The organism is Albimonas marina (assembly GCF_029223255.1).
Classification (GTDB): Bacteria; Pseudomonadota; Alphaproteobacteria; order Rhodobacterales; family Rhodobacteraceae; genus Albimonas.
Genome location: NZ_JARHUC010000011.1, coordinates 129,514 through 155,155, shown reverse-complemented (window position 1 = coordinate 155,155; position 25,642 = coordinate 129,514). Strand labels below are relative to the sequence as shown.

General features: G+C 73.6%; 24 protein-coding genes. 23 read left to right on the top strand and 1 reads right to left on the bottom strand.

Annotated elements, in window-relative coordinates; genetic code table 11:
• Positions 1–193 precede the first annotated feature (193 nt).
• Complete coding sequence (locus P2H44_RS24105; protein ID WP_275767852.1) at positions 194–1,036, top strand: fructosamine kinase family protein; 843 nt, start codon at positions 194–196, stop codon at positions 1,034–1,036.
• A gap of 18 nt (positions 1,037–1,054) precedes the next feature.
• Here the strand turns inward: P2H44_RS24105 and P2H44_RS24100 are convergent, their stop codons facing one another.
• On the bottom strand, positions 1,055–2,335 hold the full coding sequence (locus P2H44_RS24100; protein WP_275767850.1) for a DUF3422 family protein: 1,281 nt from the start codon (positions 2,333–2,335) through the stop codon (positions 1,055–1,057).
• A 140-nt stretch (positions 2,336–2,475) separates the two neighbouring features.
• On the opposite strand from P2H44_RS24100, the gene P2H44_RS24095 reads away from it, so the two are divergent.
• From P2H44_RS24095 to P2H44_RS23990, 22 genes are all read left to right on the top strand, one after another.
• Positions 2,476–3,831, top strand: a complete 1,356-nt coding sequence (locus P2H44_RS24095) for a sensor histidine kinase (RefSeq protein WP_275767848.1) — start codon at positions 2,476–2,478, stop codon at positions 3,829–3,831.
• Entirely contained in the window at positions 3,828–4,820 is a 993-nt protein-coding gene (locus tag P2H44_RS24090; protein ID WP_275767846.1) for an NADH-quinone oxidoreductase subunit B family protein, read from the top strand. Before P2H44_RS24095 ends, P2H44_RS24090 begins: the two co-directional genes overlap by 4 nt.
• Positions 4,817–6,244: a nickel-dependent hydrogenase large subunit gene (locus tag P2H44_RS24085; protein WP_275767844.1), complete on the top strand. Its 1,428-nt coding sequence runs from the start codon at positions 4,817–4,819 to the stop codon at positions 6,242–6,244. Before P2H44_RS24090 ends, P2H44_RS24085 begins: the two co-directional genes overlap by 4 nt.
• 1 nt (position 6,245) lies before the next feature.
• A complete protein-coding gene (hypF, locus tag P2H44_RS24080) occupies positions 6,246–8,528 on the top strand; it encodes a carbamoyltransferase HypF (RefSeq protein WP_275767842.1) in 2,283 nt (760 codons plus the stop codon).
• 206 nt (positions 8,529–8,734) lie between these two features.
• Positions 8,735–9,844, top strand: coding sequence for a hydrogenase small subunit (locus P2H44_RS24075; RefSeq protein WP_275767841.1), 1,110 nt, complete (start codon positions 8,735–8,737; stop codon positions 9,842–9,844).
• Positions 9,845–9,847: 3 nt separating this feature from the next.
• Positions 9,848–11,638 (top strand): nickel-dependent hydrogenase large subunit, encoded by a 1,791-nt coding sequence (locus P2H44_RS24070; protein ID WP_275767840.1) that lies wholly within the window; start codon positions 9,848–9,850, stop codon positions 11,636–11,638.
• A gap of 14 nt (positions 11,639–11,652) precedes the next feature.
• Complete coding sequence (locus tag P2H44_RS24065) at positions 11,653–11,856, top strand: hypothetical protein (RefSeq protein ID WP_275767838.1); 204 nt, start codon at positions 11,653–11,655, stop codon at positions 11,854–11,856.
• Between the two features lie 10 nt (positions 11,857–11,866).
• Entirely contained in the window at positions 11,867–12,619 is a 753-nt protein-coding gene (gene cybH / locus P2H44_RS24060) for a Ni/Fe-hydrogenase, b-type cytochrome subunit (RefSeq protein WP_275767836.1), read from the top strand.
• A 360-nt stretch (positions 12,620–12,979) separates the two neighbouring features.
• Positions 12,980–13,627, top strand: a complete 648-nt coding sequence (locus tag P2H44_RS24055; protein WP_275767835.1) for a HyaD/HybD family hydrogenase maturation endopeptidase — start codon at positions 12,980–12,982, stop codon at positions 13,625–13,627.
• Positions 13,627–13,950 (top strand): HypC/HybG/HupF family hydrogenase formation chaperone, encoded by a 324-nt coding sequence (hypC, locus tag P2H44_RS24050; RefSeq protein ID WP_275767833.1) that lies wholly within the window; start codon positions 13,627–13,629, stop codon positions 13,948–13,950. Before P2H44_RS24055 ends, hypC begins: the two co-directional genes overlap by 1 nt.
• Positions 13,951–13,962: 12 nt before the next feature.
• A complete protein-coding gene (locus tag P2H44_RS24045; protein ID WP_275767831.1) occupies positions 13,963–14,376 on the top strand; it encodes a thioredoxin domain-containing protein in 414 nt (137 codons plus the stop codon).
• A 19-nt stretch (positions 14,377–14,395) separates the two neighbouring features.
• The gene (locus tag P2H44_RS24040) at positions 14,396–15,238 is read left to right on the top strand and encodes a hydrogenase expression/formation protein (RefSeq protein ID WP_275767829.1); all 843 of its coding nucleotides are present in this window, start codon (positions 14,396–14,398) and stop codon (positions 15,236–15,238) included.
• Entirely contained in the window at positions 15,235–16,044 is an 810-nt protein-coding gene (gene hybE / locus P2H44_RS24035; protein WP_275767827.1) for a [NiFe]-hydrogenase assembly chaperone HybE, read from the top strand. Before P2H44_RS24040 ends, hybE begins: the two co-directional genes overlap by 4 nt.
• A 53-nt stretch (positions 16,045–16,097) precedes the next feature.
• Positions 16,098–16,979, top strand: coding sequence for a hypothetical protein (locus P2H44_RS24030; protein WP_275767825.1), 882 nt, complete (start codon positions 16,098–16,100; stop codon positions 16,977–16,979).
• On the top strand, positions 16,979–17,320 hold the full coding sequence (hypA, locus tag P2H44_RS24025; protein WP_275767823.1) for a hydrogenase maturation nickel metallochaperone HypA: 342 nt from the start codon (positions 16,979–16,981) through the stop codon (positions 17,318–17,320). Before P2H44_RS24030 ends, hypA begins: the two co-directional genes overlap by 1 nt.
• Positions 17,320–18,249, top strand: coding sequence for a hydrogenase nickel incorporation protein HypB (gene hypB / locus P2H44_RS24020; RefSeq protein ID WP_275767821.1), 930 nt, complete (start codon positions 17,320–17,322; stop codon positions 18,247–18,249). Before hypA ends, hypB begins: the two co-directional genes overlap by 1 nt.
• 4 nt (positions 18,250–18,253) lie before the next feature.
• Entirely contained in the window at positions 18,254–19,735 is a 1,482-nt protein-coding gene (locus P2H44_RS24015; RefSeq protein ID WP_275767819.1) for a sigma-54-dependent transcriptional regulator, read from the top strand.
• Between the two features lie 3 nt (positions 19,736–19,738).
• Positions 19,739–20,029, top strand: coding sequence for a HypC/HybG/HupF family hydrogenase formation chaperone (locus tag P2H44_RS24010; protein ID WP_275767817.1), 291 nt, complete (start codon positions 19,739–19,741; stop codon positions 20,027–20,029).
• Positions 20,026–21,162, top strand: coding sequence for a hydrogenase formation protein HypD (gene hypD, locus P2H44_RS24005; protein ID WP_275767815.1), 1,137 nt, complete (start codon positions 20,026–20,028; stop codon positions 21,160–21,162). The genes P2H44_RS24010 and hypD overlap by 4 nt, the downstream gene beginning before the upstream one ends.
• 10 nt (positions 21,163–21,172) lie before the next feature.
• Positions 21,173–22,240: a hydrogenase expression/formation protein HypE gene (gene hypE / locus P2H44_RS24000; protein WP_275767813.1), complete on the top strand. Its 1,068-nt coding sequence runs from the start codon at positions 21,173–21,175 to the stop codon at positions 22,238–22,240.
• Positions 22,241–22,547: 307 nt separating this feature from the next.
• The gene (locus P2H44_RS23995) at positions 22,548–24,689 is read left to right on the top strand and encodes a 4Fe-4S binding protein (RefSeq protein WP_275767811.1); all 2,142 of its coding nucleotides are present in this window, start codon (positions 22,548–22,550) and stop codon (positions 24,687–24,689) included.
• Complete coding sequence (locus tag P2H44_RS23990) at positions 24,686–25,609, top strand: FAD:protein FMN transferase (RefSeq protein WP_275767809.1); 924 nt, start codon at positions 24,686–24,688, stop codon at positions 25,607–25,609. The genes P2H44_RS23995 and P2H44_RS23990 overlap by 4 nt, the downstream gene beginning before the upstream one ends.
• Positions 25,610–25,642: the final 33 nt, after the last annotated feature.

Genomic DNA, 25,642 nt, shown 5'->3' with positions numbered 1-25,642 from the left:
CGGAGCGCGATGAACGGTCCTTAAATAGAACTGAATCATTGCCACACGCGCCGACGTTTTCGATGATCGGCCGACCCGCCGCCCCGTACGGCGGCGACCCCGCCTCCCGCAGCGACGCAGAGGGTCCGACCATGTCCGACGCGCACCGCACGGCCCCGGCCGTCCCCCACGCCCTGCCCGGCCCTCCGCGCCCGTGACCATCGGCGCCCCCTCTTCCGGCGGCCTGGCCCTGGCGCGGGAGGCCGCGGCGCTGCTGGGCGCGCGGCTCGACGGCTGGCGCCGGCTGCCCGGCGGCGACCTCAACCTCGCGGTCCTGGTGGAGCTCGACGACGGGCGGAGGATCGTGGCCAAGACCGGCCCCGCCCCGCGCACCGAGGCGCGGATGCTCGTCGCCCTGCGCGCCGCCGGCGCCCCGACGCCCGAGGTCCTGGGCGCCTCCGACTCCACCCTCGCGCTCGAGGCGCTGCCCGAGGACGGCGGCTTCTCCGACGAGGGCTGGCGCGGTCTCGGCCGCATGCTGCGCCGCCTGCACGAGACGCCCGGCCCCGCCTACGGCTGGCCCGAGCCCTACGCCTTCGGCCCCGTGGCGATCCCCGCCAACGCCGACCCGGCGCTCGACTGGCCCGCCTTCTGGGGGGAGCGGCGCCTGCTGGCCGAGGCCCCGCGCCTCGCCCCCGCCCTCGCCCGCCGGCTGGAGCGGCTGGCCGCCTCCCTGCCCGAGCGTCTGCCCCGCCGCCCCCTGCCCGGCCTGCTCCACGGCGATCTGTGGAGCGGCAACCTGCTGGCCTCGGGCGGGCGGCTCAGCGGCCTGGTGGACCCCGCCTGCTGCCACGGCCCCGGCGAGGTGGACCTGGCGATGCTGACCCTGTTCGGCGCCCCCGGCCCCCAGTTCGCCGCGGGCTACGGCGCCCTCGATCCCGGCGCGGCCGAGCGGCGGCCGGTCTACCAGCTCTGGCCCGCCATCGTGCACCTGCGCCTGTTCGGCGGCGGCTACGAGGGCATGGTCGAGGGGCTGCTGGCCGAGGCCCGCGCCTGAAGTCCCCTCGCTCCTGCGCTAGTGCATCTTCTTGCGGATCGCGCGCACCATCAGCCAGACGCCGACGAAGACCACCACCGCCAGCCCCGACAGCAGCACCGTCTTGTCCACGCCGGCGGCCTTCGCGACCGGCGCCAGCAGATAGCCCAGCAGGCTGACCGCGTAGTAGCTGATCGCCACCGCCGACAGCCCCTCGACCGTGCGCTGCAGGCGAAGCTGCAGGTCCGCCCGCCGGTCCATCGAGGCCAGCAGCTCCTGGTTCTGGGCCGAGCGCTCGACGTCCACCCGGGTGCGCAGCAGCTCCGCCGCGCGGGCGGCGCGTTCGGACATCTGCACGATGCGCCTGTCGGCGGAATGGGCGGTGCGCATGGCCGGATCGAAGCGGCGCTGCATGAACTCGCCCAGCGTCTGGCGGCCGCGGAACCGCTCCTCGCGCAGCGCCTCGATGCGCTGGGCCACGATCGCCTCGTAGGCCCAGGTCGCGCCGAAGCGGAACGAGTGCCGCGCCGCCAGCGCCTCCAGCTCGGCCGAGATCGCCAGCAGGTCGTGCAGCGTCTCCTCCGCCCCGCGGCCGTCGCCCGACATCGCCGCGACCAGGTCCGACAGGCGCGGGTCCAGCGCGTTCAGCCGCGCCGTCAGCAGGCGCGCCCGCGCCAGGCCCAGCATCGCCATCGCCCGGTAGATCTCGATCTCCACCGCCTGCTGCACGATCCGGCCCACCCGCCGCTCGCCCACGCCCCGCTTCACGAAGACCGCCACCCGCATGAAGCCCGAGGGGTCCAGGCGGAAGTCGCTCGCCACCGCCGCGTCCCCCCCCAGCACCCAGGAGACGGCGAGGCTGTCGGGGCTCAGCCACTCCTCCAGCCGCGCCACCACGCCGGCCTCGCCGTCCTCGGGCAGCGGCTCGACGCGCACCTGCACGGCGGCGATGCGCCGGCCCGGCGCGGCGGCCTGCCAGTCGGCGGGGAACACCTCGGCGTCGGCAGGATCGAAGGCGCGGGCCGAGGGGCCGTCGGTGAAGGCGGCGTAGGTGACGAACTCGGTATGGCTCTCCCACTTCAGCGTGGCGCGGCCCATCGGGGTGGTGAAATGCCCCACCCCGTCCGCCGGCGACTGCCCGCCCTGCGCCTGGATCAGCGCGCGAAGCTGGGCGATGTCGTCCGCCCGGTCGCGCTGGGCCGCGTCCTCGGGCGGCAGCAGCGCCAGATACACCGCCCGGCACGGCGCACGCAGCGTCGGGAACGGCCGCGCGTGCAGCTCGTTCACCATCTCCTGGCGCCTGGGGTGATCCTCCGCCATGCCCTGACCTCCGGTCGGCTCGCATCTCCGCGCAATAATGTTGCGCAAACGCCGCCTTGCAATGAGGCGAATTGCGCGCACCCGCCCTCCCTTCCCCGCCGCCCCCCGCGGCGCTAGGCTCTGCGCCAAGGAGGATCGGCATGGTCGGCGCATCGTCCCAGGGCCCCGAAGCGGGAGCCGCCGGTCTGACCGACGCGGCCTGGATGGACGTGCTCCAGGCGGTCGACCGGACCTATGCGGAACTGGTGGACTACCAGGAGCAGCTCGAGCGTCAGAACGCCGAGATGGCGATGCTGCGCCGGTTCATGGAATCCGTCCTCGGCTCGGTCTCCGACGCGCTGATCGTGGTCGACCGCGAGGGCCGGGTCGAGGAGGCGAGCCGCTCGCTCGGCCCCCTGCTGGGCCGCAGCCGGGAGGCGACGCTGGGCCGCCCGCTCGCCGACCTGCTGCCCGAGGCCGCCGGCGCCCCCCTGATGCAGGTCGTGGCCCAGGTGATCGCCGCCCGCCGCCCCGACACGGTCGAGGCCGACCTCGCCACGCCCGAGGGCCCCGCCCCCTTCGAATTCTCGGTCACCCCCCGCCTCGACGAACGCGGCCGCGGCGTCGGCGCGGTCCTGACCGGCCGGCCCCTGGGAGAGCTCCGCCGCGCCTACGCGGAACTCGAGGACTCCCACCGCCAGATGCAGCTCACCCAGGCCCACCTGGTCCGTTCCGAAAAGCTCGCCTCGCTGGGCCGCCTGCTGGCGGGCGTCGCGCATGAGCTCAACAACCCCATCAGCTTCGTCTACGCCAACGCCCACGCGCTCGAGAAATACGCCACCCGCTTCGAGACCTATTTCGACCGCGTGCAGGCCGGCGCCGGGCGCGAGGAGCTGATCGCGCTGCGCGCCGAGCTGAAGCTGGACCGGGAGCTGCGCAACCTCCGCTCCGCCATCCAAGGCGCGCGGGAGGGGGCCGAGCGGGTCCGCGACATCGTCGCCGACCTGCGCCGCCTCTCGGCCGACGGGGCGGGCGAGCGGGCGATCTTCGACCTCGCCGACACCGCCCGCACCGCCGTCGCCTGGGTGGAGCGCGGCGTGCGCGAGGGCGCGGGCGCGCGGTTCGAGGCCGACGGCCCCGTCCCGGCCCTGGGCCGCGCGGGCCATATCCAGCAGGTGGTGATGAACCTCGTGCAGAACGCCTACGACGCCGCCGGCGACGGCGCCGTGCGGGTCAGCGTGCGGGCCGATAACGACCGCGCCGTGCTCGAGGTCGCGGACGACGGCCCCGGCGTGCCCGAGGACCTCCACCACGCCATCTTCGACCCGTTCTTCACCACAAAGCCGGTGGGCAAGGGCACCGGGCTCGGCCTCGCCATCTCGGCCAAGATCGCCGAGGAGCATGGCGGGCGCCTGTCGCTGGAGCCCTCCGAGACCGGCGCCCGCTTCCGCCTCGACCTGCCCGCGCGCGCCGACGTCGCCGACGCGCCCCCGACCCCCGGCGGAGACCCCGCATGAACCTGCTCTGGCTCCAGTCCGCCGGCTGCGGCGGCTGCACCATGTCGCTGCTCTGCGCCGAAAGCCCCAATGCGCTCGACCTGCTGGAGGGCGCCGGCATCGACCTGCTGTGGCACCCCACCGTCAGCCAGGCCTCGGGGCACGAGGTGCGCGCGCTGCTGGCCGACGTCGCCTCGGGCGCCGTCCCGCTCGACATCCTGTGCGTCGAGGGCGCGGTCCCCCGCGGGCCCCGCGGCACCGGGCGATATCACATGCTGGCGGGCACCGGCCGCCCGATGCTCGACTGGGTGCGGGAGCTTTCGGCCCTCGCCCGCCACGTCGTCGCCGTCGGCACCTGCGCCACCTACGGCGGCATGACCACCGCGGGCGACAATCCCTCCGACTCCGCGGGCCTGCAGTACGAGGGGCGCCTGAAGGGCGGCATCCTGCCCGCCGACTTCCGCGCCCGCGGCGGCCTGCCGGTGATCAACGTCGCCGGCTGCCCCACCCATCCCGACTGGGTGACCGAGACGCTGATGATGCTCGCCGAAGACGCCCTGACCGAGGCCGACCTCGACGCGCTCGCCCGCCCGCTCTTCTACGCCGAGCATCTCGTCCACCACGGCTGCTCGCGCAACGAGTTCTACGAGTACAAGGCCTCGGCCGAGACCCTCTCCGATCTCGGCTGCATGATGGAGCACCTGGGCTGCGTCGGCACGCAGGCCGTCGGCGACTGCAACATCCGCCCCTGGAACGGGCTGGGCTCCTGCACCTCGGGCGGCTACCCCTGCATCGCCTGCACGGCGCCTGAGTTCGAGGAGCCCCGCCACGCCTTCACCGAGACGCCGAAGGTCGCCGGCATCCCCGTCGGCCTGCCCTCGGACATGCCCAAGGCCTGGTTCATGGCGCTGGCGTCGCTGTCGAAGGCCGCCACGCCGAAGCGCATCGCCGCCAACGCCACCGCCGACCGCGTGGTCGCGCCCCCCACCCTGCGGGGCCGCAAGCCGTGACCACCCTGATCGCCGGACCGTTCAACCGGGTCGAGGGCGACTTGGAGATCGCGCTCGACATCGCCGATGGCCGGGTGACCGCCGCCCGCGTGAACTCCCCCCTCTACCGGGGGTTCGAGCGGATGCTGATCGGCAAGGACCCGCGCGACGCGCTGACCATCACGCCCCGCATCTGCGGCATCTGCTCGATCAGCCAGTCCGCCGCCGCCGCCCTGGCGCTGGCCGACCTCGCCGGCGCCGAGCCCGCCCCCATGGGCGCCCAGGCCACCCGCCTGCTGCACGCGGTCGAGAACGTCTCGGACCACCTCACCCACTTCAACGTCTTCTTCATGCCGGACTTCGCGCGTCCGGAATACGCCGGCCGCCCCTGGCACGCCCGCGCGGTCGAGCGCTTCACCGCCGCCCGGGGCGGGGCCGTGCGCGCCGCGATCGAGGCCCGCGCCCGCCTCCTCCACATCGTCGGCCTCCTCGGCGGCAAGTGGCCCCACACGCTGGCCATCCAGCCCGGCGGCGCCACCCGCGCGCCGACCCTGCGCGACCGCGTGCGCATCGAGGCCGACCTGCGCGCCTTCCGCCGCTACCTCGAAACCCACCTCTTCGGCGCCCCGCTGGAGGATTTCGCCGCCCTCTCCACCCCCGAGGCCCTCGCAGCCTGGTCCACCGGCGACGCCGCCCTGTTCCTGGAAATCGCCGAGGACCTTTCCCTCGCCACCCTCGGCCGCGGCGCCGGCCGCTTCCTGAGCTTCGGCGCCTACCCCGGCCCCGGCGGCCCCGCCTTCGCCCGCGGAACCTGGACGCCCGAGGGCCCGGCCACCCTCGACCCCGCGCAGATCCTCGAGGACACCTCCCACGCCTGGATGCTCGGCGCCCCCGCCCACCCGTTCGACGGCGACACCGCCCCCGACGAGGAGATGCGCGAAAGCGCCTATTCCTGGTGCAAGGCGCCCCGCCTGTCGGGCCTCCCCTACGAGACCGGCGCCCTCGCCCGCCAGGCCGTCCACGGCCACCCGCTGGCGCGCGCCCTCGCCGCTCGCGGCGGCGACGTCCACGCCCGCGTCGCCGGCCGCCTGCTCGAGATCGCCCTGACCCAGCTGCTGCTCGAGGACTGGGCCCGCCGCCTCGACCCCGCCGCCCCTTACATGCGCCACGTCCGCCTGCCGTCCGAGGGTCGCGGCGCCGGCCTCGTCGAGGCCGCCCGCGGCGCGCTGGGCCACTGGATCCGGGTCGAGGACGGCCGCATCGCCGGCTACCAGATCGTCGCCCCCACCACCTGGAATTTCTCGCCGCGCGACGCCTCCGGCACACCGGGCCCGTGCGAGGCCGCCCTCGTCGGCGCCGCCGCCCCCGCCGACCAGCCCACGCCGCTGGCCGTCCAGCACGTGGTGCGCAGCTTCGACCCCTGCATGGTCTGCACGGTCCACTGACATGCCTGACGCCCGCCGCATCCGCGTCCGCGGCCAGGTCCAGGGCGTCGGCTTCCGCCCGTTCGTGTGGCAGCTCGCCCGCCGGATGGGGATCGTCGGCGAGGTCCTGAACGACCCCGAAGGCGTCCTGATCCTCGCCACGGGCCCCGCCCTCGACGCCTTCGAGACCGCCCTGCGCGCCGAGGCCCCGCCGCTGGCCCGCGTCGACGCCGTCGAAAGCGCCCCCCACGCGTTCGCGGCCCCGCCCGCCGACTTTCGCATCGCCCCCAGCCGGGGCGCCGGGGCCGAGACCCGCGTTGCCCCCGACGCCGCCACCTGCCCCGCCTGCCTGGACGAGATCCGCTCTCCCGGCCGCCGCCAGGGCTACGCCTTCACCAACTGCACCCACTGCGGCCCGCGTTTCACGATCCTGAAGTCGCTCCCCTACGACCGCGCCAAGACCACCATGGCCGCCTTCCCGATGTGCGCCGCCTGCCGCGCGGAATACGAGGACCCCGCCGACCGCCGCTTCCACGCCCAGCCCATCGCCTGCCCCGCGTGCGGCCCCCGCCTGACGCTGGAAGCCGAAGGCGCCGAGGTCCCGGGCGACCCCATCGCCGAGACCGCCCGCCTCCTGCGCGAGGGCCGCATCGTCGCCATCAAGGCGCTGGGCGGCTTCCACCTCGCCTGCGACGCGACCAACGCGCAGGCCCTCGCCACGCTGCGCGCCCGCAAACGCCGCCCCGCCAAACCCTTCGCCCTGATGGCCCCGCTGGAGACCGTCCGCCGCCACAGCCACGTCTCCGACCCCGAAGCCGAGCTGCTGCTGGACCCCGCGGCCCCCGTCGTCCTCCTCTCGATCCTCGGCGGCACCCTGACGCCCCTGCCCGAGGCCGTCGCGCCGGGCATGTCGAGCCTCGGCTGGATGCTCCCCGCCACGCCCCTCCACCACCTCCTGCTCGACGCCTTCGACGGCCCGCTGGTGATGACGTCGGGCAACCTCTCCGGCGAGCCCCAGGCGATCGGCGACGACGAGGCGCGCACGACGCTGGGCGCCATCGCCGACGCCTTCCTGCTCCATGACCGCGAGATCGCCCGCCGCCTCGACGACGGGGTCGCGACGCTGACCGCGCTCGGCCCCATGACCCTGCGCCGCGCCCGAGGCCGCGCGCCCGGCACGCTCCCCCTCCCCCCCGGTTTCGAACGCGCCCCCCAGACCGTCGCCTACGGCGGCCAGCTCAAATCCGCGATCTGCCTGACCAAGAACGGCCAGGCGCTGCTGAGCCACCACCTCGGCGACCTCGACGACGCCCTGACCTGGGACGAATTCCTCAAGGCCGACGCCGACCACGCCGCCCTCTTCGACCATCGCCCCGCCCTGGTCGCCTGCGACCGGCACCCGGACTTCCGCGCCTCCCGCCACGCCGCCGCGCGGGCCGAGGCCGCCGCCCTCCCTCTCGCGGAAATCCAGCACCACCACGCCCACCTCGCCGCATGCCTGGGCGAGAACGCCCACCCGCTCGACGGCCCGCCGGTGGCCGGCATCGTCCTCGACGGCCTGGGCCTGGGCGAGGACGGCACGGTCTGGGGCGGAGAGATCCTGCTCGGCGGCTACCGCCACGCCGAGCGCATCGCCCACCTGCGCCCCGCCCCCCTCCCCGGCGGCGACGGCGCCCAGCGCGAGCCGTGGCGGAACCTGCTGATGCGCCTCGACCAGGCGGGGATGGAGGACGTCGCCGATGACCTCCTCTCCGCCCACCCGATCGCCCTCCTCCGCCAGGCGGCCGCCAGGGGCGTGAACGCCCCCCTCTCCTCCTCCGCCGGCCGCCTCTTCGACGCGTTCGCCGCCGCGCTGGGGCTGGTCGAGGGCGCCCAGTCCTACGAGGGCGAGGCCGCCATGCGCCTCGAAGCGCTCGCCCGCCGCACCCCCGCCGAGGCCGCACGGCCCTACCCCTTCGCCCTGGCCGACGCCCGGATCGACCCCGCCCCGATGTTCGAGGCGTGGCTGGGCGACCGCGAAACCGCCGCCTCCCCCGCGGCCATGGCCATGCGCTTCCACGCGGGCCTCGCCCGCGCCTTCGCCGCGCCGGCCCGAGAACTGGTGGAGAGCGGACGGGCCTGCGCCGTCGCCCTCACCGGCGGCTGCTTCCAGAACGCCCTGCTGCTGGAGCTGACCGCGAAGGCGCTCGAGGGCCTGCCGCTGATGGTCCACCGGGCGGTCCCGGCCAACGACGGGGGACTCGCTTTCGGGCAGGCGCTGGTCGCCATGGCCCGGGCCGCGGACGGCGGATCGGAAAGCGGCTGACCACCCGCGGCGCCCCTCCGGTCACGACGCGACCGGCGCCCCCACGCCCTCCTCGCCCCTCAACCCCTTGACCGGCCTGCAAGAACCGACCCCGCACGGCCGGCCTGAGATTGTGTCGTCATCGCGTTGAATCGCCCCCTCCCGCCCCTGCATTCATCGGCATGCGAAACCGCCGCAAAGCGCGGCAGCAGCCTGGGGAGGGCGCCTTGGAACCGATCGAGACCTTCTACGAGGTCATGCGCAAGCAGGGGATCACCCGGCGCAGCTTCATCAAGTACTGCTCGCTGACCGCCTCGGCGCTCGGCCTCGGGCCGGCCTTCGTCCCGAAGATCGCCCACGCCATGGAGACCAAGCCCCGCACCCCGGTGATCTGGGTGAACGGGCTGGAGTGCACCTGCTGCTCGGAGTCCTTCATCCGCGGCGCGCATCCGCTGGCGAAAGACGTGGTCCTGTCGATGATCTCGCTGGACTACAGCCACACGCTGATGGCCGCCGCCGGCCACCACGCCGAGGCGGCCCTCGAAGAGACCATCCGGAAATACAAGGGCAACTACATCCTCGCGGTCGAGGGCAACCCGCCGCTGAACGAGGACGGGATGTTCTGCATCGTCGGAGGAAAACCCTTCGTCGAGCAGCTCCGCCATGCCGCCAAGGACGCCAAGGCGATCATTTCCTGGGGGGCCTGCGCCTCCTACGGCTGCGTACAGGCGGCGAAGCCCAACCCCACCCAGGCGACGCCGGTGCACAAGGTCATCACCGACAAGCCGATCATCAAGGTCCCGGGCTGCCCGCCTATCGCCGAGGTGATGACCGGCGTGATCACCTACATGCTGACCTTCGACCGGCTGCCCGAGCTCGACCGCCAGGGGCGGCCGGCGATGTTCTACGGCCAGCGCATCCACGACAAATGCTACCGCCGGCCCCACTTCGACGCCGGCCAGTTCGTCGAGGCCTGGGACGACGAGAACGCGCGCAAGGGCTATTGCCTCTACAAGATGGGCTGCAAGGGCCCGACCACCTACAACGCCTGCTCGACCGTGCGCTGGAACGAGGGGCTGAGCTTCCCCATCCAGGCCGGCCACGGCTGCATCGGCTGCTCTGAGGACGGGTTCTGGGACCAGGGCTCGTTCTACGACCGAGTGACCGACCTGACCCAGTTCGGGGCGGAGTCCAACGCCGACCAGGTGGGGATGGCCGCCGCCGGCGTGGTCGGCGCGGGCGTCGCGGTCCACGCCGCCGTCTCGGCCCTCAAGGCCGCCCAGAAGAAAAGCCAGAGCCGGCCCAGCGCCGAGAGCCGGGCGCGAGAGGACGCATAAGCCATGAACATGACCCCGAACGGCTTCGACCTCGACGCCACCGGCAAGCGCATCGTCGTGGACCCCGTGACCCGCATCGAGGGCCACATGCGCTGCGAGGTGAACGTCGACGACCAGGGCGTGATCCGCAACGCCGTCTCCACCGGCACCATGTGGCGCGGGCTGGAGGTAATCCTCAAGGGCCGCGACCCCCGCGACGCCTGGGCCTTCACCGAGCGGATCTGCGGCGTGTGCACCGGCACGCACGCCCTGACCTCCGTGCGCGCGGTCGAGGATGCGCTGGGGATCGCGATCCCCGACAACGCCAACTCGATCCGCAACCTGATGCAGCTGGCGCTGGAGATCCACGACCATGTGGTCCACTTCTACCACCTGCACGCGCTGGACTGGGTGAACCCGGTCAACGCGCTGAAGGCGGACCCCAAGGCGACCTCCGAGCTGCAGCAGACGGTGGGGCCGAACCACCCGATGAGCTCTCCGGGATATTTCCGGGACGTGCAGAACCGGCTGAAGAAGTTCGTCGAATCCGGCCAGCTGGGCATCTTCGCCAACGGCTACTGGTCGAACCCCGCCTACCGGCTGCCGCCCGAGGCGGACCTGATGGCGACGACCCACTACCTAGAGGCGCTGGACCTGCAGAAGGAGATCGTGAAGATCCACACGATCTTCGGAGGCAAGAACCCGCACCCCAACTGGCTGGTGGGGGGCGTGCCCTGCCCGATCAACGTCCACTCCACGGGCGCGGTCGGGGCGATCAACATGACCCAGCTGAACCACGTCAGCTCGATCATCGACCAGACCTACGACTTCGTGCAGAACGTCTACATCCCGGACGTCGTCGCCATTGGGTCCTTCTACAAGACCTGGCTCTACGGCGGCGGGCTCTCCAGCCAGGCGGTGATGGCCTACGGGGACATCCCCGAGCACGCCAACGATTTTTCCGCTGGCCAGCTGCATCTGCCGCGTGGGGCGATCATCAACGGGAACCTGAACGAGGTCCACGAGGTCGACGTCCGCGACCCCGAGCAGGTGCAGGAGTTCGTCGACCACTCCTGGTACGAATACGCCGAGAAGGGCCGCGGCCTGCACCCCTGGGACGGCGAGACCTCGCCGAAGTTCGAGCTGGGCCCCAACGCCAAGGGCACCCGCACCTCGATCGAGGAGATCGACGAGGCGGCCAAGTACTCCTGGATCAAGGCGCCCCGCTGGCGGGGTCACGCGATGGAGGTGGGCCCGCTCGCCCGCTACGTCGTCGGCTACGCCCAGGGGCACGAGGACATCAAGAACCAGGTCGACGGGCTGCTCGGCGCGCTCGACCTGCCGCTGGAGGCGATCTTCTCCACGCTGGGCCGCACCGCGGCGCGCGCGCTGGAGTCCGAATACTGCGGCCGCCTCCAGAAGCACTTCCTCCAGAAGCTGATCGCGAACATCAAGAACGGCGACGAGAGCACCGCGAACGTCGCCAAGTGGGATCCCAAGACCTGGCCGAAGGAGGCCAAGGGCGTGGGCATGACCGAGGCGCCCCGCGGCGCGCTGGGCCACTGGATCAAGGTCAAGGACGGCCGGATCGAGAACTACCAGTGCGTGGTCCCGACCACCTGGAACGGCAGCCCCCGCGACACGCAGGGCAACATCGGCGCCTTCGAGGCCTCGCTGATGAACACCAAGATGGAGCGGCCCGAGGAGCCGGTCGAGATCCTGCGCACCCTGCACAGCTTCGACCCCTGCCTCGCGTGCTCGACCCACGTCATGAGCCCCGATGGTCAGGAGCTGACCACCGTGAAGGTTCGCTGAGGGAGGACGCCCGGATGAAACGCTTCAAGACCAAGACCGCGGCCTGGGGCGCGGCGCTCGCCGGGGCGGCGGCGGTGGGGACGGTCCCCGCGTCCGTCGCCGCCCATCCCGGCCACGGCGCCGCCTGGGACCATCTCCACGGACCCGAGACGCTGCTGTGGATCGGGCTGGTCGCCGCGCTGACCGTCTCGATCGCGCTGCTGGCGCGCGGGCGATGAGGGCGGGACCATGCGCGACGACCTCACCGCCCCGTCCCCTCACGGCCTGCACGACCTGAGCCCGCACGAGGCCGCCCAGGCCTCGGTCCAGACCAGCGTCTACGTCTACGAGGCGCCGGTGCGGATCTGGCACTGGATCAACGCCGCGGCGATCATGATCCTGTGCCTGACGGGCTATTTCATCGGCTCGCCCCCGCCCTCGATGCAGATCGGGGAGGCGGCGCACCAGTTCGTCATGGGCTACATCCGCTTCGCCCATTTCGCCGCCGGCCTGGTGCTGACGGTCGGCTTCCTCGGCCGGATCTACTGGGCGATCTTCGGCAACCATCACGCCCGCCAGCTGTTCTACGTGCCGATCTGGCGCGCCGACTGGTGGCGGGAGGTGGTCTTCGAGATCCGCTGGTACCTGTTCCTGGCCCGCGAGCCGAAGAAATACGTCGGCCACAACCCGCTGGCGCAGCTCGCGATGTTCTTCTTCATCACGCTGGGCGTCAGCTTCATGATCGTCACCGGCCTCGCCCTCTACTCCGAGGGGCTCGGCCACGGCTCGATCCTCTACGCGATGTTCGGCTGGGTGTTCGACCTCGCGGGGGGCAACTCCCACGTCGTCCACACCGTCCACCACCTGGGCATGTGGTGGATCGTGATCTTCATGATCGTCCACATCTACGTGGCGATCCGCGAGGACATCATGAGCCGTCAGTCCATCGTCTCGACGATGATCTCAGGCCACCGGACCTTCAAGGACGACCGCCCCGACTGACCGTTTCCCCCCGCGGGTCACGGGACGGCCGCGCGGGGCCCGGAGCGATCCGGGCCCCGCGTTCCCGTTTGCGCCCCCGGAGAATCGGCAGCGCCGCATCCAGATTCGCGGCTCGCCGGAAAGCCGCGCCGACGCGACTGGACAGTTTCTTTCCAGTTTCTCGGCTCACATGAAAATCGCCTTTTCATTCGGCGATGGATCCACTTCCCGCATTTCTCATATATTTCTGACGCTTAAGCGGATCTCCACCCAATCGCCCACATCTGGACCTTTCGCGATCCCGCCCCGCCCGAAACGGTATCCTCCCTTCCAGCAAGACCGGGGATCGTCAGCCCCGGCAGCCAAGGGGAGGACGACCGCATGGCGCCGCGAACGCTGGTTCTGGGCATCGGCAACGTGCTGTGGGCCGACGAGGGCTTCGGGGTCCGCTGCGTCGAGCGCCTGGCCGAGGGCTGGTCCTTCGGCCCGCAGGTCCAGCTCCTCGACGGCGGCACCCAGGGCCTCTACCTGCTCCACCACGTCCAGGACGCCGAGGCGCTGATCGTCTTCGACGCGGTCGACTACGGCCTCCCCCCCGGAACCCTGAAGATCGTCGAGGGCGACGACGTGCCCGCCTTCATGGGCGCCAAGAAGATGTCGCTCCACCAGACCGGATTCCAGGAGGTGCTGGCCGCCGCCCAGTTCACCGGCCGCTACCCCGACACGGTCCTCCTCATCGGCTGCCAGCCCGAGGAGCTGGAGGACTACGGCGGCGGCCTGCGCGCGGCCGTCGCGGCCCGGATCCCCCAGGCGCTGGACATCGCGCTCGACCGCCTGCGCGCGCTGGGCCACGACCCCCGCCCCGAGCCTGCGCCCGAGGCCGCGCAGGCCGACGCCCTCGCCGCCCCCGCCCTGCGCATGGACGCCTACGAGGGCGGCCGCCCCTCGGCCGAGGCCGCCTGCCGCACCGGCGACGACCGCTTCCTGCCCTCCACCCTGCCGCATCCCTCCGTCGGGGAGACCGCGTGATGTGCGTCGGCGTCCCCTTCCGCATCCTCTCGCGCGACGGCCTCGTCGCCCGCGCCGTCGACGCCGACGGGCGCGAGGAGACCATCGACCTCTCCCTCACCGGCCCGATCGAGCCGGGCGCGTGGTGCCTGACCTTCCTCGGCGCCGCGCGCGAGGCGATCTCGCCCGAGCAGGCCGCGCGCACCTCCGCCGCGCTCGCCGCCCTGCGCTCCGCCATGCTGGGCGGGGGCCTCGGCGACGCCTTCGAAGATCTCGAGGCCTCCGGCCCCGCCCTTCCCCCCCATCTCGCCGCCGCGCTCGCCGCCGGCCGCGACGTCGCCTGAGGAGGCCCCGCCATGACCTTCCAAGCCCCCGTGGCGCCCGCCGGGATCGCGCATCCGCTGGTCGCGCGCCTGATCTCCGACCACGGCATGCCGCTGGTCGAGGACGCCGCCGCGCTCGCCGACTGGGCCGCGCGCCCGGGCCTGCACTGCCTGTTCCTGCCCGGCGCCGACCGCCCGAACCCCGAGACGCCCGACGTCGCCGTGATCCTCCCCGAGCTCGCCCAGGCCTTCCAGGGCGCCTTCGACTGCGCCGTGGCCGGCGCGGACGCCGAGGCCGCCGCCAAGCTCGCGGCCGAGGTCCACAAGACCCCCAACCTCGTCTTCTGGCGCGACGGGCAGGTGCAGGGCTGCCTGCCCCGCGTGCGCGACTGGTCGGACTACATGACCGCGATCCCCCGCATCCTCGCCGCCGGCGCGGCGCTCTGAACCTGGCGGAGGCCTCCCCATGTCCAGCTCCATCTTCACCCTGCCCCCGACGGGCTTCGGCCCCGGCTCGCAGCCGCTCCAGGCCGACGACGAGCTCCAGTACACCGCCATGCCGCAGGGCATGCGCACCTATTCCCAGCACACGCCCGAGGTCGACGACCTCGCCCGCGTGCCCCGGGGCGCAGCCCTGATGCGCGCCGTCGCCGCCGCCTGCGCCCGCGCGGCCGAAGGCGGCGAGGGCCAGAGCTTCGACCTCGCCGACCTCCCCCCCGCCGACCGCGCCTTCGTCGCCGACGTGCTGGGGGAGGGCGAGGTCTCGATCCGCATCCGCGGCGTGCCCGCGGTGGCGGTGCAGGAAAGCGTCTTCGCCGGCGTCTGGGCGCTGAAGGGCGTGGGCGTGGACCGGATCGAGGTCGCCCCGATCCCCGCCCTCGCGCTCTCGCGCGCCGCCGATCCGGTGCGCCCCGCGCTGGGGCTGAAGGCGCCGATGCCGGGCGATCTCGCCAACGCCCTCTCGATCCTGACCGAGCTGCAGGACCTCTCCGCCCGCCCCCGCGCCGCGGACGACGCGCCGGAGGTGGTGAACCTCACCCTCCTGCCCCACACCGAGGGCGATCTCGACTTCCTCGCCGCCGCCGTCGGCGAGGGGTCGACCACGATCCTCTCGCGCGGCTACGGCGCCTGCCGGATCGAGGCGACGGCCCTGCCGCGCCTGTGGCGGGTGCGCTTCTTCAACGCCATGGACGTCCTGATCCTGGATACGTTCGAGGCGACGACCGTCCCCGAGGCCGCCCTCGCCGCCCCGGAGGACCTGGCGGACTCGGCCGAGCGCATCCTCGACGTGCTGGAGACCCTGCGATGACCGGCTTCGAAGGCTCCTACCTCGGCGCGGCGGACAAGATCTCCGCCCGCGCGATCATGGAATGCAAGGTCTGCTGGACCCCCTACGACCCCGAGGAAGGCGACGAGACCCGCCTGATCGACGCCGGCACCGCCTTCCTCGATCTGCCTGAGGACTGGGTCTGCCCCAACTGCTCCGCCCCCAAGGCGCAGTTCCTGGTGCAGTCCGACCCCGGCTCCGAGGCCGCCGCCGCCCAGGCCTGGATCGAGGCGCGCACCGCGGACCTCGAGGCCGACTTCCGCGAGATCTGGCACTCCCGCATGCGCGACGTGCCGCTGGTCAACGCCGCCCTGCACATCGAGGCGGTGGGCTTCGCCCTGCACGACGGCCGCCCGCTGGGCGTGCTGATCTCGCCCTGGTTCATGAACCTCGTCGAGCTTCCGGGCCCGGACGAGGACTGGTCCGCCTTCAGGGCCGGCGAGAAGGAGGACCGCGCCTTCGCCTCGGGCGACTACGAGTTCACCCGCAACGCCCGCCCCCTGACCGGCCCCTACCGGGCCTGCTCGCTGTTCTCGCCGATGGGGGATTTCTCCTCCCAGCAGCAGGCGCGCGAGGTGGCGCGCGCGGTGCTGCTGGCGATCCACGACCCCGCCAACGCCGCCGAGACGGACCGCGCCGCCGACATCCGCGCCGCTCGCGAGGTGGAGGTGCAGGAGACCGCCCTCGCCGAAGCCCGCGCCGAGGCGGAGGCCGAGGCGGCCGCGGCCCGCGCCGCCGACCTCGCCGCCCCCTCGCGCCGCGGCCTGATCACCGGCGGCATGGGCTGACCGCGATGCCCGTCGCCGCCCCTCCCCGGCTCCGCGCCCGGCCCACTCCGCAGTTGGCGGTCGAGCCCCTGCTGCTCGGCCGCGCGCCGGAGGAGGCGGCGCGCCTGCTCGCCGACGTGCTGGCGCTGTGCGGGGGGGCGCAGGCGCAGGCCGCGCGCCGCGCCTTCGGCCTGCCCGAGGACGCGGCGTCCGAGGCGGCGCGCCGGGCCGAGATCCGGCGCGACCACGCCGCCCGCCTGCTGGTCCTGTGGCCGGCGAAGCTGGGCCTCGCGCCCGCGCCCCTGCCCGCCGACCGGATCGAGGGCGGCCCCCTGATCCGCCGCGCGCTCTTCGGCGACGTCCCCTGCCCGGCGACCGGCGAGGCGATGCTGGCTTTCCTGCGCTCCCCCCGCGGCGTCGCCCCGGTGCTCGCCGCCCTCGCCGCCCGCTTCGCCCCCGGCGAGGCGGCGGTCCGGCTGCCGCTGGTCGACGCCGTCACGGCCTTCGACCCCGCCGCGGCGGTCGAGAACTCCGTCGCCGCCCGGCGCGCCGCCGACCCGGCCCTGCGCGCGGTCGAGGACCTGCACGGCCGCGGCCCGCTGTGGCGCGCCATCGGGCGGCTGGTCGACCTCGCGGCCGAGCTCGACGCCCCCCTCCGCCCCGCCGCGCGCCCCCTCCCCCCCGCCGCCCGGAGCGGCGAGGCGCTGGTCGAGGCCGCCCGGGGCCTGTATGCCGTAAGGGCGCGCGTCGAGGGCGGGCGCGTGAGCGCCTTCGCCCGCGTGACGCCCACCGACCACCTCCTCGCCCCCGGCGGCGTGCTGGAGCGCAGCCTCGCCACCCTCGGCCCGGACGCCGAGGCCCGGGCGGACCTGCTGCTCGCCATCCTCGACCCCTGCGCCCCCGTCGTGCTGGAGACGGACGGGACGCCGGCGCCGAGCGGACCGGAGGCGCCCTGATGCACGAAATGTCGCTCTGCGAAGGCATCCGCGAGGTGGTGGTCGACCAGGCCGCCCGCCACTCGGTCGAGCGCATCTCCCGCATCCGGCTGGAGATCGGCCGCTTCTCGGGCGTCGAGAAGCCGGCCCTGGAATTCGCCTTCGACGTGGTCATGCGCGGCACGCCCGCCGAGGGCGCGGCGCTGGAATTCATCGACATTCCCGGCCGCGGCTGGTGCTACGACTGCCTGAAGGACGTGACGATCGAGGATCGGCTCGCCCCCTGCCCCGACTGCGGGGGGACGAAGGTCATCGCCACCGGCGGGGACGAGCTGAGGATCAAGGACATGGAGGCGCTGTGATGTGCACCGTCTGCGGATGCGGCGACGCGAAGCTGGAAGGCCATTCCCATTCCCATGACCACGGGCATGGGCACGACCACGGCCACCACCACCATCACGGGCATGACCACGTCCACGGCCCCGACTGCGGCTGCGGGACCGAGGTCCACGTGCACCGCCCCGACCCTCAGGGCGCCCGCGCCGGCGGCGACCTGCACTTCGGCCACGGCCCCGCGGGCGTCGAGGTCCCCGGCATGTCCCAGGCCCGCCTGATCGAGATCGAGACCGACGTGCTGGCCAAGAACGACGGCTACGCCGCCGTCAACCGCCGCCTGCTGGGCGCGCTGGGGGTGCTGGCGCTGAACCTCGTCTCCTCGCCCGGCTCGGGCAAGACCACGCTGCTGGTGAAGACCATCGAGGCCCTCTCCGCCCGCCCCGCCCCCCGCGACGTGGCGGTGATCGAGGGCGACCAGCAGACCTCGAACGACGCCGACCGCATCCGCGCCACCGGCGCCCCGGCGGTGCAGGTCAACACCGGCAAGGGCTGCCATCTCGACGCCCACATGGTCCAGCACGCGCTGGAGCATCTGCCCCTGCCCGCCGGCGCGATCCTGTTCATCGAGAACGTCGGCAACCTCGTCTGCCCCGCCGGCTTCGACCTGGGCGAGGCCGCCAAGGTCGCGATCCTCTCGGTCACAGAGGGGGAGGACAAGCCGCTGAAATACCCCGACATGTTCGCCGCCGCCCGGATCGCGGTCCTCAACAAGACCGACCTCGCCCCCCACTGCGACGTGGACCTCGACCTCTACGAAGCCAACCTGCGCCGCGTGAACCCGGCGATCGAGGTCATCCGCCTCTCGGCCCGCACCGGCGAGGGCATGGAGCACTGGCTCGCCTGGCTCGACGCCGAGGCCGAGCGCGCCGCCCAGCGCGACCGCGCCGCGGAATAGACCGATGAGCCCCGCGCCCCTGCCCACCCTGCTGCTGGTCGACGACGAGCCGCACTCGCTCGCCGCCATGCGCATGGCGCTGGAGGACGAGTTCGACTGTCTCGAGGCCGCCGACGCCGAACAGGCCATGGCCTGCATGCAGGACAACTACGTCCAGGCGATCTTCTGCGACCAGCGGATGCCGGGGCGCACGGGCGCGGAGTTCCTGGCCGAATGCCGCGAGCGCTGGCCCGAGACGGTGCGCATCGTCATCACCGGCTACACCGAGACCAACGACATGATCTCGGCGATCAACGAGGCGGGGATCTACCAGTTCATCCCCAAGCCCTGGCACCCCGACCAGCTGCTGATGGCGGCCCGCAACGCCGTCCACCTGTTTCGCCTGTCCCGCGATCACGAGCGCATGTCGCTGGAGATGCGTTACCTGAGCTCCGCCGCGGACTCGAAACTGGAGAAGCGCCGCAAGGCCCTGCGCGAGGGGCTGGGGTTCGAGCAGATCCTGCGCGCCCCCAACTCCCCCCTCAACGCCGTCATCGGCGCCGCCCGCCGCCACGCCAGCTTCGACATCCCCGTCCTGCTGACCGGAGAGCCCGGCGTGGGCAAGGCCGAGATCGCGCGGGCCATGCACTACGCCTCGCTGCGCTCCGACCGCCCGTTCTTCGCGCTCAACTGCGCCGGGATGAGCGACGAGATGCTGGAGGCCGAGCTGTTCGGCATCCGCCGCGGCGCCGCGCCGGGCGTGCAGTCCACCCGCATCGGCCTGTTCCAGAAGGCCGACCGCGGGACCCTGTTCCTCAACGGCGTCGACAGCCTGAGCCCTCGCCTCCAGGTCGCCCTCCTGCGCGTCGCCGCCGAGGGCGCCTTCGCCCAGGTCGGCGCGCTGGAGACCCAGACCACCCGCCTGCGCCTGATCTGCGGGGCCCACCGGGACCTGAAGGCGATGGTGGCCGAGGGCGCCTTCCGCTCCGACCTCTACTTCGCCCTCGCGGTGGCCGAGATCGCGATCCCGCCGCTCCGCGCCCGTCCCGGCGACGTCTCGGTGCTGGCGCAGAGCCTGCTCGCCGACCTCTCCGCCCGCCACGGCAAGCCGGTGCGCGGCCTGTCGGACGCCGCGCTGGAGTTCCTCGAGGGCTACGACTGGCCCGGCAACCTGCGCGAACTGGAGAACGAGATCACCCGGATGCTGGTGGCCGCCCAGGGCCCCGTCCTCGGCCCCGAGCTGATCTCCCGCCCCATCCTGCAGGCCGAGCCCGGCCAGGACCCCGACGACCGCCGCGCCTCCGACGTGATGACCGCCGAGGGCGCCCTGAAGGATCGGATCGAGCTGATGGAGATGCGCATCCTGCGCGAGACGCTGACGCGCCTGCGCTGGAACAAGAGCCGGGCGGCGGCCGAGCTGGGCCTCTCCCGCGTCGGCCTGCGCGCCAAGCTCGACCGCTACGGGCTGGCGCCGCCATCCCGCATCGACGCCGAAGAGGAGGACTGAGGCATGTGTCTGGGCATTCCCGGCAAGATCGTCGCGATCACCGACGAGGCCCGCCAGATGGCGATGGCCGACGTCTCCGGCGTCCGGCGAGAGGTCTCGGTGGCCTGCGTCGCCGACGGCCCCCTCGACGCACTCATCGGCGAATGGGTCCTGATCCACGTCGGCTTCGCCATGGCGCGCATCGACGAGGACGAGGCCGCCCGCACCCTCGACGCCCTGCGCGAGCTGGGCGAGGCGCAGGAAGCCCTCGACGCCATGGCCGAAGGCGCCAAGTCCCTGGAGGGCACGTCGTGAGATACGTCGAGGAATTCCGCGACCCCAAGGCCGCCCGCGCCCTGATCGCCCGCATCGCCGAGGTCACCGACCAGATCGGCGCCACCAGGGACGAGCCCGTCCGCATCATGGAGATCTGCGGCGGCCACACCCACGCGATCTTCCGCTACGGGCTCGACAAGCTGGTGCATGAGGGGATCGAGTTCATCCACGGCCCCGGCTGCCCCGTCTGCGTCCTGCCCATGGCCCGCGTCGACGAATGCGTCGAGATCGCCGAGAAGCCCGGCGTCATCTTCACCACCTTCGGCGACGCCATGCGGGTGCCGGGGACCAAGGGCTCCCTCATGCAGGCCAAGGCCCGCGGGGCCGACGTGCGCATGGTCTACTCGCCGCTGGACGCCCTCGAACTCGCCCGCCGCAACCCCGACCGCGAGGTGGTGTTCTTCGGCCTCGGCTTCGAGACGACCACCCCCTCCACCGCCCTGACCCTCCTGCAGGCGGCGCGCGAGCAGATCCCCAATTTCTCGATCTTCTGCAACCACATCACCGTCCCGCCGCCGCTGAAGGCGCTGCTGGACGACCCGTTCATGATGCTCGACGGCTTCGTGGGCCCGGGCCACGTCTCGATGGTCATCGGAACCCACCCCTACGACTTCATCGCCGCCGACTACGGCAAGCCCATCGTGGTGGCGGGCTTCGAGCCGCTCGACCTCCTGCAATCCGTCCTCATGGTCCTCGAGCAGATCCGCGACGGCCGCGCAGAGGTCGAGAACCAGTACGCCCGCGTGGTCCCCGAGCACGGCAACCCGGTGTCGCTGGCGGCCATCGAGCAGGTCTACGAACCCCGTCCCAGCTTCGAATGGCGGGGCCTGGGCGAGATCGACGCCTCCGGCCTGCGCATCCGCCCGGCCTTCGCGGCCTGGGATGCGGAGGAGAAGTTCAACGTCGGCTACGCCGCCGGCCCCCGCCATGTCGAGGAACCCGAGGGCTGCGCCTGCGGCCAGGTGATGACCGGCCGCATCAAGCCCACCGCCTGCCCCCGCTTCGGGAACGGCTGCTCGCCCGAGACCCCGCTCGGCGCCCTGATGGTCAGCTCCGAGGGCGCCTGCGCGGCCTACTGGCAATACGGCGGCGCCCGCGTCGCCGCGGAATGAGGGACAGGCCATGAAGGACGCCATGGAACAGATCCCCGCCCCCCGACGCCCCGCCCGCACCCTGAGGGACGAGCGCGTGACGCTGGCCCACGGCGGCGGCGGCCGCGCCATGCGCGACCTCGTCGAGGGCGTCTTCACCGCCGCCTTCGAGCCTCCGGGGATGGAGGACCAGGCCCGCCTGACCTCCACGGCCCTGGCCGAGCCCGGCGCCCGCCTCGCCTTCACCACGGATTCTTTCGTGGTGACCCCGGTGGAATTCCCCGGCGGCGACATCGGCAAGCTGGCGGTCTGCGGGACGGTCAACGACCTCGCCGTCGGCGGCGCGCGCCCGCTGTGGCTGTCGGCCGCCTTCATCATCGAGGAGGGCTGCGAGGTCGCCCTCCTCCAGCGCATCGCCGCCACCATGCGGGCCGAGGCCGACCGCGCCGGCGTGCGCATCGTCACCGGCGACACCAAGGTCGTGCAGCGCGGCGCCGCCGACCGGGTCTACGTCACCACCTCCGGCGTCGGCGTGATCCCGCCCGGCCGGGAGCTGGCGGCCGAGCGCGTCCGCCCCGGCGACGTCGCCCTCGTCAACGGCGTGCTGGGCGACCACGGCGCCGCGATCCTCGCCGCCCGCGGGGACCTGGCGCTGTCCACCGACCTGCAATCCGACTGCGCCTCGCTGAACCGCCTGATGGAGGCCGCCCTCGCCGCCGCCCCCAACCTGCGCTGCGCCCGCGACGCGACCCGCGGCGGCATCGCCTCGGCCCTGAACGAGATCGCCGAGGCCTCGGCCTGCGAGATCGAGCTCTCCGAGACCGCCCTGCCGCTGCGCGCGGAAGTGAAGGGCATGTGCGAGATCCTCGGCCTCGACCCCCTCTACCTCGCCAACGAGGGCACCCTGGTCTGCTTCGTCCCCGAGGACGAGGCCGACGCCGCCCTCGCCGCCATGCGCCTGCTGCCCGAGGGCGAAGGCGCCTGCATCGTCGGCCGCGCGCAGGAGGGCGAGCCCGGCCGCGTGACCATGCGCACCGCCTTCGGCGGCCGCCGCATCGTCGACATGCTGGTCGGCGAGCAGCTGCCCCGCATCTGCTGAGGCGCCACGCCCCCTCGGGGGGCGAGGCCTCGCCCGCCCGCCCCCGCCGGTTCTACGCCCGACGCGCTCCTCTCTCCGCCTGCCCCAACCGGCGCCCCCGGGCTCGACCCGGGGCCTCCTGCGGGCCGCGGGCCGCGCCGCCGACGACGGGCATCTCGCACGCCGCCCTGCGGCCCGATCCGTCCGACGCAACGTCGCCTCACGGCCGCGGCGTCGCCCTTCGGTCCAATGGACGCCGCCCGCGCCTCCCCCGCCTGCGACCTACGTCGAATACGAAGCCTCCGGGCGCGGGCGTAACCTCGGGGCCATGCGCGCCCCTCGCCCCCCATCCGGCCGTCCCGCGGCACGGCGGCTTCGCCTCGCCGGCCTGCTCTGCGCAGGTCTCGCGGCCCTCGCCGGCGCCCCCGCCGCGGCGGATCCCCTGCCCCGCAACGAGCTCGCCGAGCTGGTCCTGCCCCCCTACTCCCTCGGCGAGCAGGTGGACCCCCGCGGCATCTGGACGATCCTCAACTCCGGCGGCGCCCCCGCGGGTCACGTCTTCCAGACCGAGCCGCTCGCCCCCCTCCCCGGCTTCTCCGGCGCGCCCATCGACGCGCTGGTGACGCTCGACGACCAGGGCCGCTTCATCGACGTCCGCCTGCTGTCGCATAACGAGCCGATCTTCGTCTCCGGCCTCGGCCAGGCCCCGTTCCACGCCTTCTTCGAGCAGTACCGGGGCGAGTCGATCTCCTCGACCCTCGTGGTCGGCACGCCCTACGGCGCTCCGGACGCGGCCTCCTCGCTCGTCTACCTGGACGGGGTGACCAAGGCGACGGCCTCGATCCGCATCGCGCACGAGAGCGTGCTGGCCGCCGCCCACGCGGTGGCCCGCGAACACCTGCAGGGCGTCGCCCGCCCCCCCGCGGCCGTCCCCGACCCCGACCACGACGAGCCCCTGACCTGGGCGCAGATGATCGAGGGCGGCGTCGTCTCCCGCCACATCGTGACCAACGCCGAGGTGCAGGCCCTCTTCGCCGGCTCGCTGTGGGAGGACGACGACCCCGGCGTCGACCCCGAGGCGCCCTACCTGGACCTGTGGATCGCCGACCTCGGCCCGAAGTCCATCGCCCGCGCGGCGCTGGCCCCCGACACTCTGCGCGAGCTCGACGCCTTCCGCGAGATCTCGCCCCACGACGAGCCGATCCTGCTGATCGAGGCGGGCCGCCACGGCCTCGTCTCCGAGGACTTCGTGCGCAACACCTCGCCCGACCTGATCTCGGCCGCGCAGGACGACCTGCCGGTGTCCCTGCGCGACGCCGACCTCCACGTGGAGCTGGCCGAGGGCGCGCCCGAGGGCCGCGCCATGATCCTGCGCACCGACCGGCGCCTCGGCTTCGACCCCTCCCGCCCCTGGACCCTCGACCTGCTGGCGGTGCGCGAGCATGGCTCCTTCCAGCCCCAGGTCGGAACCCGCACGCTGAGCGTCCAGCACGCGACGCCCGAGCGGTTCTTCAAGCGCCCCACAACGCCGAAACCCCTCTCCCCCTTCGCCGAGGCCCTGCGCGGCCGCGCCGTGGACTTAGGCGTCCTGGCCGTGGGCCTCGCGGGGCTCGGCGCGGCCCTCGGCCCCGGGATGCGCCGCCTCGCCGGCGCCCCGGTCTACACGCCGATCCGGCTGGCGGTGCTGGCCGCGGTGATCGGCTTCGTCGGCTGGTGGGGGCAGGGCCAGCTCTCGATCGTCACGGTCCTGGGCGTGATCCGCACCGCCTGGGACGGGGGCGCCTTCGACTTCCTGCTCTACGATCCGTTTTCGCTGCTCATCTGGGCGGCGACCATCGCGGGCTTCGTCGCCTTCGGCCGGGGCCTGTTCTGCGGCTGGCTCTGCCCCTTCGGCGCGATGCAGGAATTCGCTCACCATCTTGGCCGCCTGCTGCGCCTGCCCACCGTCGAGCCCTCGCCCCGCTGGGACCGCCGCCTGAAGGCCGTGAAATACGTCCTCCTCGCCGGCCTGATCGCCGCCGTCTTCCTCGACCCCGCCCGCGTCGAGACCTACGCCGAGATCGAGCCCTTCAAGACCGCCGTCACCACCGGCTTCCAGCGCGAGTGGATCTTCGTCGCCTACGCCGCCCTGTGGCTGGCGCTGGGCACGGTCCTGTTCAAGGGCTTCTGCCGCTACGTCTGCCCGCTGGGCGCGGTCATGGCCATCGGCGGGCTGCTCCGGGCGCGGGACTGGATCCCCCGCCGCGCCGCCTGCGGCTCCCCCTGCCAGCTCTGCCGGGTGCGCTGCCCCTACGGGGCGATCGAGAAGACCGGCGAGATCGCCTATTCCGAGTGCTTCCAGTGCCTCGACTGCGTGACCCTCCACGACGACCCGCGCCAGTGCGTGCCGCTGGTGCTGGCCGCGAAGGGCCGCGCCGGGCCGCTCCCGCCCCGCCTGCGCCCGGCGCCCCGGCCGGAGCCCGCGGCATGAGGCGCCGGCGCTTCCTCGCGCTGGCCGCGGCCGCCGCCGGCGCCTCCGCCGTCGGCCTCCACGGCGCCCTGCGCCCCGAGGTCTCCGCCTGGCGCGGCCGGGCGCTGGGGGCCGACGCCGAGATCCGCCTGCGCGGTCCCGCCCGCCTGGCCGAGCCGGCGCTCGCCGCCGCCCGCGCCGAGATTGCGCGGGCCGAGGCCCTGTTCAGCCTCCACCGCCCCGACAGCGCCCTCTCCCGCCTCAACCGCGACGGCGTCCTGCGCGCCCCGCCCGCCGCGTTCCTCGCCGTCCTCGACCTCGCCGGAGAGGTCCATGCCGCGACCGGCGGCCTCTTCGACCCCTCCGTCCAGACCCTGTGGGCGCTGGAGGCGCGGGGCGAGGCCGCGGGCCCGGCGCTGGCGCGCGCGCTCGCGGCGGTCGGCTGGGGACGGGTGCGGGCGGAGGCGGCGGCGGTGCGCCTCGCCCCCGGCATGGCGCTGACGCTCAACGGCATCGCCCAGGGCTGGGCCGCGGACCGGGTCGCCGAGGCGCTCGCGGCCCACGGCTTCCCCGACGCGCTGGTCGACGCGGGGGAGCTGCGCGCCGGCCGCGGCGCCTGGCGGGTGGGGGTGGCCGCGCCCGACGGCGCCCTGCTGGAGACGCGCAGCCTGACGCGCTCGGCGCTCGCCACCTCCTCCCCCGGCGCCCTGCGCTTCGCCGACGGGCGGGCGCATATCCTGCACCCCGCGGTGCCTGAGCTCGCGCCGCTGTGGGCCACCGTCTCGGTCGAGGCGGAGACGGCGGCGCTGGCCGACGCCGTCTCCACCGCGCTGGTCTTCCTGACCGAGGCCGAGGCCCGCCGCCTGCCCGCCCGCCTCCCCGGCCTGCGCCGCCTGCTTCTGGCCACGGCGGAGGGGGAGGTGCGGACCGTCGAGGCCTGAGCCCGCCGCAGGCCGGGCGCCGCGTCGGCCCGC

Bases quoted from the DNA above. Each gene is read 5' to 3' on its own strand.
- P2H44_RS24100 (WP_275767850.1), bottom strand. From the start codon at position 2,335: ATGGCGGAGGATCACCCCAGGCGCCAGGAGATGGTGAACGAGCTGCAC.
- P2H44_RS24095 (WP_275767848.1), top strand. From the start codon at position 2,476: ATGGTCGGCGCATCGTCCCAGGGCCCCGAAGCGGGAGCCGCCGGTCTG.
- P2H44_RS24090 (WP_275767846.1), top strand. From the start codon at position 3,828: ATGAACCTGCTCTGGCTCCAGTCCGCCGGCTGCGGCGGCTGCACCATG.
- hypF (WP_275767842.1), top strand. From the start codon at position 6,246: ATGCCTGACGCCCGCCGCATCCGCGTCCGCGGCCAGGTCCAGGGCGTC.
- P2H44_RS24070 (WP_275767840.1), top strand. From the start codon at position 9,848: ATGAACATGACCCCGAACGGCTTCGACCTCGACGCCACCGGCAAGCGC.
- P2H44_RS24065 (WP_275767838.1), top strand. From the start codon at position 11,653: ATGAAACGCTTCAAGACCAAGACCGCGGCCTGGGGCGCGGCGCTCGCC.
- cybH (WP_275767836.1), top strand. From the start codon at position 11,867: ATGCGCGACGACCTCACCGCCCCGTCCCCTCACGGCCTGCACGACCTG.
- P2H44_RS24055 (WP_275767835.1), top strand. From the start codon at position 12,980: ATGGCGCCGCGAACGCTGGTTCTGGGCATCGGCAACGTGCTGTGGGCC.
- hypC (WP_275767833.1), top strand. From the start codon at position 13,627: ATGTGCGTCGGCGTCCCCTTCCGCATCCTCTCGCGCGACGGCCTCGTC.
- P2H44_RS24045 (WP_275767831.1), top strand. From the start codon at position 13,963: ATGACCTTCCAAGCCCCCGTGGCGCCCGCCGGGATCGCGCATCCGCTG.
- P2H44_RS24040 (WP_275767829.1), top strand. From the start codon at position 14,396: ATGTCCAGCTCCATCTTCACCCTGCCCCCGACGGGCTTCGGCCCCGGC.
- hybE (WP_275767827.1), top strand. From the start codon at position 15,235: ATGACCGGCTTCGAAGGCTCCTACCTCGGCGCGGCGGACAAGATCTCC.
- hypA (WP_275767823.1), top strand. From the start codon at position 16,979: ATGCACGAAATGTCGCTCTGCGAAGGCATCCGCGAGGTGGTGGTCGAC.
- hypB (WP_275767821.1), top strand. From the start codon at position 17,320: ATGTGCACCGTCTGCGGATGCGGCGACGCGAAGCTGGAAGGCCATTCC.
- P2H44_RS24015 (WP_275767819.1), top strand. From the start codon at position 18,254: ATGAGCCCCGCGCCCCTGCCCACCCTGCTGCTGGTCGACGACGAGCCG.
- P2H44_RS24010 (WP_275767817.1), top strand. From the start codon at position 19,739: ATGTGTCTGGGCATTCCCGGCAAGATCGTCGCGATCACCGACGAGGCC.
- hypE (WP_275767813.1), top strand. From the start codon at position 21,173: ATGAAGGACGCCATGGAACAGATCCCCGCCCCCCGACGCCCCGCCCGC.
- P2H44_RS23995 (WP_275767811.1), top strand. From the start codon at position 22,548: ATGCGCGCCCCTCGCCCCCCATCCGGCCGTCCCGCGGCACGGCGGCTT.
- P2H44_RS23990 (WP_275767809.1), top strand. From the start codon at position 24,686: ATGAGGCGCCGGCGCTTCCTCGCGCTGGCCGCGGCCGCCGCCGGCGCC.